The organism is Methanolobus sp. WCC5 (assembly GCF_045690325.1).
Taxonomy (GTDB): Archaea; Halobacteriota; Methanosarcinia; order Methanosarcinales; family Methanosarcinaceae; genus Methanolobus.
Genome location: NZ_CP146981.1, coordinates 1,182,575 through 1,195,617, shown reverse-complemented (window position 1 = coordinate 1,195,617; position 13,043 = coordinate 1,182,575). Strand labels below are relative to the sequence as shown.

General features: G+C 43.2%; 12 protein-coding genes. All 12 read right to left on the bottom strand.

The window, feature by feature from the left end; all coding sequences use genetic code 11:
• Window positions 1-16 precede the first annotated feature (16 nt).
• Window positions 17-1,330 (bottom strand): tRNA pseudouridine(13) synthase TruD, encoded by a 1,314-nt coding sequence (truD, locus tag V7O64_RS05650; protein WP_407357041.1) that lies wholly within the window; start codon window positions 1,328-1,330, stop codon window positions 17-19.
• Window positions 1,331-1,340: 10 nt separating this feature from the next.
• A complete protein-coding gene (locus V7O64_RS05645) occupies window positions 1,341-2,519 on the bottom strand; it encodes a transglutaminase family protein (RefSeq protein ID WP_407357040.1) in 1,179 nt (392 codons plus the stop codon).
• A 36-nt stretch (window positions 2,520-2,555) separates the two neighbouring features.
• Window positions 2,556-2,903 (bottom strand): peptidyl-tRNA hydrolase Pth2, encoded by a 348-nt coding sequence (gene pth2 / locus V7O64_RS05640; protein WP_407357039.1) that lies wholly within the window; start codon window positions 2,901-2,903, stop codon window positions 2,556-2,558.
• Window positions 2,904-2,937: 34 nt separating this feature from the next.
• Entirely contained in the window at window positions 2,938-3,846 is a 909-nt protein-coding gene (gene mptN, locus V7O64_RS05635; protein WP_407357038.1) for a tetrahydromethanopterin:alpha-L-glutamate ligase, read from the bottom strand.
• 63 nt (window positions 3,847-3,909) lie between these two features.
• Entirely contained in the window at window positions 3,910-4,593 is a 684-nt protein-coding gene (locus V7O64_RS05630) for a DUF434 domain-containing protein (protein ID WP_407357037.1), read from the bottom strand.
• Window positions 4,594-4,672: 79 nt separating this feature from the next.
• Window positions 4,673-5,947 carry an MFS transporter gene (locus V7O64_RS05625; RefSeq protein ID WP_407357036.1) on the bottom strand — a complete coding sequence of 425 codons (1,275 nt, stop codon included), beginning with the start codon at window positions 5,945-5,947 and terminating at the stop codon, window positions 4,673-4,675.
• A gap of 93 nt (window positions 5,948-6,040) precedes the next feature.
• On the bottom strand, window positions 6,041-6,877 hold the full coding sequence (gene nikC, locus V7O64_RS05620) for a nickel transporter permease (RefSeq protein ID WP_407357035.1): 837 nt from the start codon (window positions 6,875-6,877) through the stop codon (window positions 6,041-6,043).
• Entirely contained in the window at window positions 6,861-7,805 is a 945-nt protein-coding gene (gene nikB, locus V7O64_RS05615) for a nickel ABC transporter permease (protein WP_407357034.1), read from the bottom strand. The genes nikC and nikB overlap by 17 nt, the downstream gene beginning before the upstream one ends.
• A 121-nt stretch (window positions 7,806-7,926) precedes the next feature.
• Window positions 7,927-9,504: an ABC transporter substrate-binding protein gene (locus V7O64_RS05610; RefSeq protein ID WP_407357033.1), complete on the bottom strand. Its 1,578-nt coding sequence runs from the start codon at window positions 9,502-9,504 to the stop codon at window positions 7,927-7,929.
• A 141-nt stretch (window positions 9,505-9,645) separates the two neighbouring features.
• Complete coding sequence (locus tag V7O64_RS05605; protein WP_407357032.1) at window positions 9,646-10,578, bottom strand: ABC transporter ATP-binding protein; 933 nt, start codon at window positions 10,576-10,578, stop codon at window positions 9,646-9,648.
• A complete protein-coding gene (locus V7O64_RS05600) occupies window positions 10,571-11,545 on the bottom strand; it encodes an ABC transporter ATP-binding protein (protein WP_407357031.1) in 975 nt (324 codons plus the stop codon). The genes V7O64_RS05605 and V7O64_RS05600 overlap by 8 nt, the downstream gene beginning before the upstream one ends.
• A 260-nt stretch (window positions 11,546-11,805) precedes the next feature.
• The gene (locus tag V7O64_RS05595) at window positions 11,806-12,555 is read right to left on the bottom strand and encodes a class I SAM-dependent methyltransferase (protein ID WP_407357030.1); all 750 of its coding nucleotides are present in this window, start codon (window positions 12,553-12,555) and stop codon (window positions 11,806-11,808) included.
• Between the last annotated feature and the right edge of the window lie 488 nt (window positions 12,556-13,043).

Here is a 13,043-nt window from a genome sequence, read left to right as displayed (position 1 = left end):
GCCCGTTTAAAGCGGGCTAACTCATTTTCAAGGGATCCGTTTTCATGTACTCTCTGAGGACAGTTGTTGCATAACTTCCCTTGGGGAGGGCAAACGTAAGTGTTGCCTTGCTTTTGCCGGGGTTTAATTCATCATCCCCGGTTTCAAATACCGGTTCACAGTAGAGTAATATTTCCCTGCGAAGCCCTTTGGATGCAAGGGACGGTATCTGTGTTAGTTTAAAAAAATCCTGTGGTATTCCCATTTCTTCAAATATTTCCTTTTCAATGTCACCGGGAAGGTCTGATGAAAACTCCGTTTCGTAACCTATAAGTGGTGCCGTCACAAAAGCACGTTTTCTTTTAAGAAGATTATTCATGCCGTCCACATTATCCGCAGTTGCTTTCTGCATTTTGGTGACATCGGGAAGTCCTTCTTTGTTCCTGAAGCATATGATGTCTCCGGGGAGGGCTCTGTCCAGCGGGAGACCGAGTTCTATTCTCTTGCAGATGATACGGTTGAATATATATGACTGGTAGGCGTGTATGAACAATTTGCTTATGTTTTCCGAAAGCACACTAAAAGAGCCTGCAAAATCTCCGGGATTCTCCACAAGATGGTGCATCATTGCTCTCTCATACCTGAGCCTCAGGGGATATGTTTTTAACCCCTGTGCAAAATCCTTTGTTTCCCATACATGTTCCCTTATCTCTTTTACGTCATCAGTTTCATCAGGAAAAGATTGTGCAATATATATAAGCGCTGCTTTTTCAAAATCACCTTTAAGAAGCTGTTCTCCTACCATGTGGGTAACAGGCCTGATGGCTCCAAATCTCTGAATGCCGAAAAAATTCGGGATCCCGCCAAGGGTAAGTATCTCATCTGTGGTATGGCTGAGGTTATTGTTCAGTTCATCTGGCCTCAGATCAATATCTCTGATAGTAATGCTGAACTCGTTCCCATAAAGGTCACCAAGTCCAAGGGACCTGCTGGATCTTCCTATTACTTTCAGTTCCACATCTTTTAGGTGGAAGTTCTCAATATCCTTCTCCGAAACATCGAATATGCTTATTTTCTGAGTAGTCTTTGCCTTTTTATCCTTTGTACCTGCAAATCCTATCCTCTTCTGACTGATGCCAAGTTTGCGCGACATATCCCTTACAAGGTGGTGCATGTCCCAGTTCGTCTTTGTCATTTCGAGGATCAGGTACTTTCCGCTGTCACCTTCCTGGCGGTTGGTGATTTCCCTGACAACGAAATCATCTGGCTCCTGTCTCAGCACCCCTCCTGTTCCTTCTGAATGTGTGGCGTATAGCTCTATTCCTGTTTTTATCTCAATTGGTGGTATCATTTAGTTCATCCTACATCTGGGGTGCGATATCTATAACAATGACTGTGTTTGTATCAAGGAAGGTCCACGTATCATCAGTGGGTGCCGTTCCTCCAGGCAGCCCTCCTGGATATATGCTGGATGTGGGGTCCATCATGAGCCAGCAACCATATTCATCAGTAGTATAATATATCGGCACGGATCCGTAATAATCCCCGATGGCATTTGCGATTTCTTCTGTGTTGTTACCTATATACACTGCAGCAAAGGCATGGGTGTCTGTCAGATAGATCCTTGAGGTGCCTCCGATGGATTCTATCAAAGAGGCCAGAAGGATGGCATAATCATCACAATCTCCTGCACCTACTGCCAGTGTGTCACCAGGAGGCGACCACAGGTCCTTTCCTCTGGGATCACTTATATACTGTATTTTCTCCTTTGTATCATCGAACAGGGAACATACCTGGTATATATTGTATTCTCCGGGATATCTTTTTGCAGACTCAGCTGCCATTTTTCTGAGCTCCAGATCAAATGGGTCTATCTTGCTATTCATCTGAATGAATATGTTTTCGGGATTATACCTATATGTGGGGTTTTGCATGCTTTCCATTCCGGAAACATCTATGCTTATCACTTCAAAATGCTGTGTCCTGTAATCATGCCACTTTTCTGACTTTGTTTGCGCAAGCAAGGATACCTGTGGCTGTAGCTTAAGTTCTTCAACACCTTGCGCGACCCTCAATGATATGATCCCTATTTTCTTCTCATCCCCTGGATTCACAGTAAGGCCGATATCGCGGGTGACAAGCTCATTCTCCTGCATTAACAGAAAACCGAACTTATATATGAAAACCGGAGAATCTCCCGTATTCTTCACATATACACTGATAATACTCTCGCTTCCCTCATAGAACTGAGTGTAGTAATAGTAGCTGGAGATCTCAAAACCCGGTAAACTGTCTGAAAGTTCTGAAGGTCTCTTTTCATAAGGCGATTTTAGCTGTTCCGGGACAACAGGAACAGTAAGTTCATCAGGATTTATCTCATAGTAGTTCTCATTCTGGAAAAGATTTATAGAAGATGGATAAAAGATATCTCCTACCTTGTTCATCGGTTCGGAGAGACATCCGGAAGGCATCATAATTATTATGGATGCTATACATATTGCAGCATACAGCACAATATTTCTTATTCTCTCTTTTTTCATGCATCCCCCGTATATTATCATGTGAAATAAAATGGGTCAGAGCAGTTTCAGGTTCCCGGTAACCTTATCTATTTCATCGGTCTTTGCGGGTCCGATGCCAAGCACAGTAACAGTTCCGGGTGCTATCTCGGTCAGCCCCGCATCCTGTATGAGTGCCGTGGGCAGCCCCTGCTTCCTTGCAATTTCCTTTAGCTCGAAAAGATCCTTTAATGCAGGCACTCTAAGGACCACTTTCTTCTGCCCGCCCTCTTTCCATCTTTCAAGGGTCATACGGTCAGCCCATTCTGAAGCGGAGACTGCAGCATGTGCAACCTGTACGGCAAGCTTACCTCTGGATAATTTGAGGTCGTCCCTGATTATGATGCATTGTTTGTATTCGGTCATTGTCCTACCTGCTCTTTAATATATCACAAATATGTCACAATTTGTTCTCAAGGGCATCCATTATATGTTCTGCAACATTGATATTCAGGGATTTATAGATACCTGCTCCCGAGGGTGTGGCATTGACCTCCAGTACAAAACACCCCTTTTTTCCTTCTATCAGGTCCACTCCGGCATACAATGCACCAATTGCTCCGGCAGCATCAATGCACATCTTTTCCTGCTCTTTTGTGAGTTTGCATTTTTGAGGTGTGCCCCCCTGACTGAGATTGTTGAGCCACCAACCATCAGGCGCTTTTCTGTATATGGACCCTATGACCCTGCCATCAACAACAAATGCACGAATGTCCTTGCCGGGGTTCTCTATGAATTCCTGTATATAAACCATTCCTTTTTCATCCATGTAACCGGAAACCAGGTCTTGCACTGTGGTTCCTGTCGTAGTTCCATCCGGACCTATCACAGTATCATCTTTCACACGCAGGATGCCCATTCCTTTGTACCCGAATACCGGCTTGATGACAACATCTTTCATTTGTCCGATCATCTGAAGAGCGGTTTCGGTTTCCTGTGCTACGAAAGTCTCAGGTATGGAAAGCCCGGCCTTTGAAAAAAGGCAGCTTGCATGGAACTTGTTTGCAGCATTCTGTATGGCTGCAGGGGAATTGATGATTATCACACCGCTGTCCTCAAGTTCCCGAAGGACATCGAAACGGAAAACATGCGCATCATTCTTGCCAGGTCCCATATCCCGGATGATAATGGCATCCATATCCGAAAGGCTGATGCCTTCTGACCGGTGCCTGACAGATTTTCCTACAGAGGTCTCTGTTTTTCCAAGTCCGGGGAGAAAGGTTTCAAATCCCCGTTTTTCTGCTTCCTTTATCATTGCCGCAGCAGTCCAGTCATCGGGATCTGTCACCACTATTCCGATTTTATTCATATTGTTTTCCTTTTGCCCTGTATAATTTGTATTATCTATTTTGCCCGGCTGCAACAGATGATATCATCTGTCGTAATCATGGTATATACATCCCGGCAGGTCAATGACATTATTGACCGTATCGATGATTATCCCATCGGCAGTAGCTACTACATACGAGGGATTGCAGCTTTTGAGGTCATAGTCAACATGTTTCGATGTTCCTGCATCGCCCGGTATTGAAAGTTCTTTCATCCTCTTTCTTATAAAGGCTGCCAGCTCCCCGCTGTTCTTCATCTGGATGTCAAGTAATACATATGCTTCCCTGACCTGTGACAGTGAAAGGAAAGCCAGCATCTTTTCAACAGCTTCTGTTGTGAAGCTGTCGTTGGAATGGTTCCGGAACACTCCTTTAATGTCCCTGATGAATGAATCATCTGCCTTTAATGTCCTTTCTCCACGGAGTATACTTTCCAGTGTGATGAGCACATTGTAACCATCTATCAGGAGCTTTTTCCCTTTCAGTTCACCGCATGACAGTTTTTTCCTTTTGCGCTCAGTGGCCGTATCCGTTGAAAAGACAGTGCGTGCAAGTATATACCGCTCTTTTTTCCCGAGACGGTAGTGGTCTGCTACAAACCTGATTGCACCACCCCTGCGGTATCCTCTGTCAAGAAGATGTCGTATGTCCTTTGCCGCTTCAGCCATGATCTCCTGCAGTTTATTCTCCTTTATGTTTCTATCCGGCCTTTGCTTTTCAGACATCATACCCCTTTCTTTTCTCTGCTTGATGTGGAATTATATCTTTTGATCGTTTTTGCCTTAAGAAGCGGACCAGAATAACAATTTAAGTCTCAGCAGCAGGATTACGATTGTGGTCCTTTTCAATTCTGTCAAAATAGACATAGTAAAGTATGGCGGCCCCTGCATACATCCCACATGTGATAACAAACGGGAGTTTGTAGTCTCCCAAAGCCATTATGCGTCCTCCCATATATGTTCCTATCCCGACAAAAGTGTAACAGGTCATCCAGGTAATACTGTTCACGGTGGCTCTTTGCTCCTCGGTTACAATCTCCAGTTTGAAATTGTTCATTACCGGATTTGCCAGGTTCATCAGTGTGGATCTCATGATATATGCAAACCCTGCAATCCATATTGCAGAAGTTGATATGAACATGACAAGGAATGGTATGGATAATAACTGTACAAGGGATGTGACCCTCACCTTGCCAAAGCGTTCTGTCAGTGTGGGAAGGAACAGGAGTACTAACATCATAAGTACTTCTGCCACAGAGAAGATCACACCTATCTCTTCAGAACCTGCATTAAGTATAACGTCAAGATATACGTTGAAATAAGGAAGTGCAAGCCCCCAGCCCATTCCAAAGAAGCTGTACACCACTATCATTTTCATTATGATTCCTGATCTTAGAAGGGTTTTAAACACGTATGAACGTTTATGCCTGTGAATACTATTTTCATTCTCATGTATTTTCAGCAAGGGTAAAAAGGATATCATTATAGTTAGCAGGGAAAGTAACAATGTTATACGGTATGCAAGTGAGCCACTGGGATCCATTGCAGTGGTTCTGGCCAGCAATTCCGGAAGTGCCCCTCCTATTATATTTCCTGCCATTGTTGCAGCTGTATACAATACCTGATACATTGAGAAGAGGTGCATTCTTTCGTAGGGTTTGGAGTTCTCCAGCATGAATGTGGAACCGGTTACTATATTAAGTGCTGATGATGCTCCGTAGAGTATACTGAATAAAATAAGCAGTTCCTTTAAGGTTGTGTTGTAGATGAATATCAGGGACACGATGAGCAAAAAGCAGGAAATGAGCAGGGTTCTCTTCCTTCCAATACGATCACAGATCATGGCAGATGGTATGGAGAACACTCCTGTGGATATGGCAGTGAGTGAGAGTATGAGCCCCAGGAAATCTTCGGTGTAGCCCAGCCTGAGTATGTACAGATTGAAGATGACCTTGTAGACTCCCAGATTAAGGGATATCAGGAACACATACGTCAAAAACATCCGTGCATTCGGACTGAATTCTTTTATCCTTGAGATGTAATTGCTTTTTGATGTCCCGGCATCTTTTGCTGCCATTGCCATTTATACTCCAGTTGGTAATACTGTTTCTCATGTTTTTTTCAGTATCTTTTCCATTGTCTTTCGCTCATTATTCCCGGATTCCATTTAATAGAATCACATTTCAGAAGCCCTGCTCTTTTTTGGGTCAAGTGCATCCCGCAGTGCGTCGCCCAGGTAATTGAATGCCAGCACAGCCAGCATTATGGCAAGTCCCGGAAATATCATGATATGAGGTGCTGAGCGTATGTAAAGCCTGCCATCTGTGAGCATTGAACCCCATTCAGGTGTTGGTGACTGTACTCCAAAACCCAGGAAGCTCAGCCCGGCCGATGCAAGAATAGCATAGCCCATGCCGATGGTTGCCATTACGATGAGAGGAGATATTATGTTGGGCAGTATATGCTGGATAATTATGTGCGAGTCCTTTGCTCCAAGCCCTCTGGAAGCTGTGACATAATCATGTTCCTTTACGTCTATAACAGAACTTCTGGCCAGTCGTGCATACCCTGTCCATTCCACAACTATGAGGGCAATTACCATATTCGTAAAACCAGCACCAAAGAGGCCGGATATACCAAGGGCCAGCAATAATCCCGGAAATGCAAGGAATGTATCGACTATCCTCATGATAGCCTCATCCAGCAGTCCTCCATAGTATCCGGATATAGTACCTATGGTCATCCCAAAGGCAAGGGATGTAGAAACTACCAGCAGGCCCACGGACAATGAGATACGTGTGCCGAATATTATGCGGCTCAGGATACATCGTCCCAGGTGATCGGTTCCCAGAGGGTATTCACGGGATGGTTCCTGGAGGCGGTCTCCCAGATTTGCTTTCTCCGGATCATGGGGTGCGACGGAACCGGCAAAAACGGCCACAAAAAGGAAAGCAGCAAGTATTCCTGCACTGAGGATTATTCCAAGGCTGTATCTTTTAATTCCCCGTTTCATATCTTATCCTCGGATTCAGGTAAGCATAGGAGATGTCCACTGCAAAGTTCACCAGCAAGAATATAACAGCTATAAAAAGTATACACCCCTGTATCATAGGGAAATCCTTGTTGAGAATTGATGACACGATAAGGTTTCCCAGGCCCGGCCAGGCAAATATGGTCTCTACTATTACAGAACCATTTAGAAGATATCCGAAATTAAGTCCTGCAACGGTGACCACAGGGATAAGTGAGTTCTTCAGGGCATGTCTGGATATGACAATGTACTCGGGCAATCCCTTGGCTCGTGCTGCCCGGATGTAATCCTGCCTGAGGACATCCAGCATACTCGCCCTCATGAGCCTCATTGTTACGGCCGCATATCCGGTTCCCAGGGTGATAGCAGGCAATATCATGTGTGAAATGCTCCCGTCGACGTATCCTGAAGAGGGAAGCATCTTCAACATCAGTGCGAACACGATTATCATTATATATGCCTGCCAGAAGTTTGGCATTGAAACACCGAAAAGGGAAATAAGCCTGAATATGTCATCTATTATAGTGCCATGCTTAAGGGCAGCTATTATCCCTGCAGGAATTGCGATTATCAGTGATATCAGCATGCTTAGGATAGCTAACTGGAATGTGGCTCTGAAAGTCCTGAGGATTGCGCCTGCTACGCTTTCATTTGTCATGTATGAATACCCCAGGTCCCCCCTTACAACATTCCCCATCCAGGTGAGATATTGTATGTATATCGGTCTGTCCAGGCCATGTTTTATCCTGAATTCCTCTACCGATCTCTCATCAGCTCCCCCGGAAGGGCTCATCAATGCATTTTTTGCCGCATCTCCGGGTGTAATGTAGATTATCCCGAAGCTGACTGCAGATATCAGGATAAGGACCGGTATCAGGAGTAAGAACCTTCTGGCTATGAAGTCTATCAAATCCGAAGCCCTCTTTTTTTTAGAGTTCTAATCGCTTGATCACGTATCTTTTTTGTTTTGCACTATATGCGCTATCTGTCGTAAAAAACAGAATGTCCCGATATATGCGGGACATATCATTTCATTTGAGATAAATATCCTCTGTGAGTATTGTTATCTCATTTGGATATTGCTTGAAACCACCGACCTTTGTGCTTGCTGCATCCATGGAATTCTGGTAGAATACGAATATCTCTGGACAATCTTCAAGTATCTGCCACTGGACATTATCATAGTACTCTTCCCTTAGTTCCTCGTCCATGGTCTGACGGGCACTGTTTATCCACTCGTCAACCTGGGGGTTGGAATAGCCTGTCTTTTGTGCCTCGTTTCCTGTTGATGCGAAGTGCTTGCTGAAGAAATAGTCCGGGTCACCTGTAGGAGCGATCATCCATGCGTAGAGTGCAAGGTCATAATTACCGTTTACCATGTCTGCTTCAATAGCAGAGCTTTCCATAGTAATGACCCTCGTCCTCAGGCCAACGGATTCGAATTGTGTTTCTATGATCTCGGCCGAAGGCTTCAACTGAGGACGATTTGTGTATGTTACAATGCTAATCTCAAAGTCTTTACCTTTATAATCAAGCCAGCCATCTCCGTTGACATCCTCAAGTCCGGCCTCTGAAAGCAATTCCCTAACTCTTGTCTCGTTCCTTTGTATAGGTCTGATCTCATCATTTATTGACCATTCGGATACAGATGGCAACACTCCCATGGCAGGTGTTCCTCCTATTCCTTCCAGGGCAACATCAACTATTTCCTGGCGGTCAAGGGCATGGTTCAATGCCTGCCTGAAATTTACATCATTGAACGGTTCTTTTTTCATGTTAACATAGAGGAAATATGATCTGAGTGTTTCCTTTGTGAATACTTCATATTCTCCGCTGTTTTGAAGTGCCCTGACCTCTGACTGAGGCACTCCTGTTATAAGGTCCACTTCACCGCTTTCCATCTTGAATAACCTGGTCAGACCATCGCTTACAAAGTAAACATCCATACTTTCCAGAAGAGGGACACCATTCCAGTAGTCATCGAATTTTTCAACACTAATGCTTACTTCCCTTGTGTAGCTCTTGAATTTGAAAGGTCCTGTTCCTACAGGTGTGGTACTAAGGTCACCTGCATGGGGACTGACTATGGACATTATAGGGTCCGTAAGACTTGCGATGGTTGGTGCATAAGGATATTTGGTTGTTATCCTTATAGTGTTCCCGGAATCGCTTGTTATTGTGTCGATGAAATCATATTCGCTTTTCCTGCTGTTATCTGAATCAAGTACTCTGTTAAGTGAATATACCACAGCTTGTGCATCCATTACCGTTCCGTCGTGGAATTTAACTCCTTCTCTGAGGCTTATCTCCCATTCGGTATCGGATATTTTCTCATAGCCTGTTGCAAGTTCCGGGTGAAGGGCCATATTCTCGTCATAACTGAATAAAGTCTCATATAACCCGACTTCACGAACGTACCAGCCCACCCATTTGCTTACAGGATCAAGGGTATCGGAAGGTCCGAATGCAAGTGCACAATTCAGGTGATTTGCGGAATTAACAGGGTCCGGGTTGTCAGTATCATTGTCTATACATAAAGATACTCCTACAGCTGCTATTATTAATAACAGTGCCATGAAAGTTACTTTAGTTCTGTTTTTACTAGCCATTGAAATCCTCTTTTATCTGTAGTCAGTTTTATTATATCCGGGATATTTTATTGGTCGTAAGACGACTGGGAATATTCTTAATATATAATTTCATTCTTAATAATTTGTAATATGTTACCATGAGATATAATCGAGTTTGGATCAGTTAGTCCTTATATTGATCGATGACATAACATTATGGCACGCTACAAAGTGGCCGCTACATATTTCCTGGGGCTTTGGGGTTTTGTATGAACATTTTTCAGACCTGGCAGGGCAGTATTTGTAAAAACAGCATCCTTCTTTCATGTCAATGATGCAGTTTTCCTGTTCCATGTCGTTCTCGTGCCCTTCCAGAAGCAGACATGTGAAAGGGTGCATGGGTGATTCAAATATATCCCTGGTATATGCGGTCTCGATAATTTTACCCATATACATCACTGCTATGCGGTCACACATATGTTTCATCAGTTCCAGGTCATGGGATATGAAAAGCATGGTGAGTCCGTATTCTTTCTTCAGTTGTTTGAGCAGGTTCAGTATCTGTGCCTGTACGGACACGTCAAGTGAAGCCGTCGGTTCATCAGCAACAATGAAATCAGGCGCAAGTGCTATCGCCCTGGCAAGCACAGCTCTCTGGTTCTGTCCGCCGCTTAGCTGGTGGGGATATCGGTCAACATGCTCAGGAAGTAGTCCGACATGCCTGGCAAGTTCTGCGACCTTCCTTTCGATGAGCTTTCTTTGAAATCCTTTTATTCCCAGTGGCTCTGCAATGCTTTTTCCTATGGTTTTTCTTGGATTAAGCGATGAATCCGGGTCCTGGAATATCATTTGCATCCGGGGTCTTATCTTTCTCATTGATTCCCTGCCAAGCTTGCTTATTTCAGTACCATCGAATATTATTCTTCCTTCGGTGGGTTCGGTAAGTCTCAGGATACAACGTCCAAGCGTTGATTTTCCGCATCCGCTTTCCCCTACTATGCCGAAAGTCTCTCCTTTCCGGATATAGAAAGATACACCATCTATTGCATTGATCCTGTGTTTGTGGAAGGTTCCTGTCACATATGTCTTTTTCAGGTCGCAGACCTCAAGCATACAGGAAGCACCTCACATGCCTGCCACTGTGCTTGACCATGGGCGGATGTTCTTTCCTGCATCGGTCCATGCAATGTTCACATCTTGAGTGGAACCTGCAACCATCAGGTAGATTGATAAGGGATGGACTGTGCCCTTTGATCGCTTTGAGTCCTCTTGAGGGAAGAGATTCAAAAAAACCTTTGGTATAAGGGTGCAATTGTTCCTGGAACATATTGTTTGCAGAGGCAATTTCCACAAGTTCCCCTGCATACATAACTCCCACTTTGTCACATACATCCTCTGCCACTGCCAGATCGTGAGTAATTATCAGCATTGTCTTTTTGTCGGATATCTCTTTGAGGAGTTTTACGATATTCTTCTTGACGGTCACATCCAGTCCTTTTGTAGGTTCATCTGCAATTATAAACTCCGGTTCATTTGCCAGGCTCATTGCAATTAATGCCCTTTCCTTCATTCCCCCGCTATACTGGTGGGGATATTCCTTTGCTCTTTTTTCCGGGTCTTTTATTTTAACACGTTCAAGAAGAGACAGTGCTTTCTCCATTGCAGCAGAACGTTTCATATTCCTGTGCATAACAAGTGGCTCGGCAATCTGCTGGCCTATCGGTATAACAGGATTAAGGGAGGTTCCGGGGTTTTGAAGGATTATACCTATATCCCTGGCCCTGATCTTTCTCATCTTTTCTTTATCCAGCGCCTGAATGTCATCTCCACGATAGGTAATATCCCCCATGATCATGGCATCTTCCTGTAATAGCCTGGTAATTGCAAGTCCCAGTACGGATTTACCACATCCGGATTCTCCTATAAGGCCCATTACCTCACCTGAGTTCACTGAAAGGTCAACTCCGTTTACTGCTTTTACAAGGCCCACATCCGTGGGGAAATTGACATGCAGATTGGAAACGGTTAGCAGGTTCAAGCTATCATCCTTATTGTTATATGTGGGTGGATTTGGTTCCATTCCGCAACCATCTTTGATAAACATAATCAAGGAGGCTCCCGGTTTTTACAGGTGGTTGTTGACGGTCATGAATCAATAATGTATTTATTAATGGTATTAACTGTTTTCACTAAAGTGAGTTTCATATATTAAAAAGATAACGGTTTTTTGTAATATACTAATTTCTCTTTATGTGGCTGTTTGATACAGGAGCTGCAATGATGTGCAACGACATGTCATTATCAATACCATCTTTACCTTTCCGTTTCATCAATTCATTTTCAATCCTGATTCTTTCTTGCCTTTATCAGATAAACAGGGTTGGCAGGTTCAAGTTTAGCCAGAAGCTTCTCTTTTTGTTTCACATGAACACAGTTTTTGTCCATTTTTTCAATGGAGACATCTTTAAATCCTGCGTTTTTGAAATAACTGATCACCTGTCCAGGTTTCAGGCTGAACAGCGGAAGATCCTTTTTCAAGGGTTCATAGTGTTTTTTGAATACGCGTGGATATTTGTCTTCTTTAATTGTTTTTATTGTATTGTATATGGCACGCTGTGTCCTGTTAAAAAGTCCATCACTGTGCCAGTCTCCGTCAATGGCAATTATCATCCCGTCTTCCTTAAGGACCCTTCTCCATTCTAAGAGCGCTTTTGTCGGGTCTGGCAGTGTCCATAGCAGGTATTTGTTCATTACGACATCAAAATGAGAATCCGGGAATTGCAGATTCTCTGCATCCCCCTGAATCATTTCAATAGAAAGAGACCTTTTCTGTGCATTTTCCCTTGCCTTTTTCAGCATGTTTTCTGACAGGTCTACTGCAGTGACATAATTTCCCATTTCAGCACACATCAGGGCAAGAAAACCCGGTCCTGTGCCTACATCAAGTATTTTGAGTTCCTTTCTTCCATCCATTGTTGATGATAGCATGTTCATCCATGAGGATTTCTCGTATTCTGACTGTTCGGTTACACTGTTATAGCTTTCACTGCGATAGTCCCAGTAATTCTGTATGGCTATTTTAGTATCCATTTTTTCACCTGCTAATGAAAATGTACCTGATGCTACTGATTATTCTTCCTTCTGCCCGAGGTCTCATGACAGTTCATATTAATGGTAGATATAATTTCAGGGTTTTAATTCAGTAGTACATTTTTTGACTAAATGGTTTAAATTGAAGTATAATTATGAATTAATTATTACTTTTATCTTTTTATTAACACTAAATAGTTATAATCGGTAATAAAATATTCTATTATCGTTTTCAAAGCGTCTTGTAACAATTCATGAAGTGCTTAAATAATAAGAAAAGGTCACTATTCATGAAATCTTTAAAGAAAATGCAAATGTTTTGTTTTATAAAGGACAATTACAGGACAGATCCCAGTGATTAGAGGTTATATCAGATGTCTTTTATTGTGTCATGCAGTGATGATATTTGTTGTACCCGGGTTTTATTTATATAGTTTAAATAATATACTGTTTCTGTCAAGATGTCCCTTTGGTAATGAGGGACATTG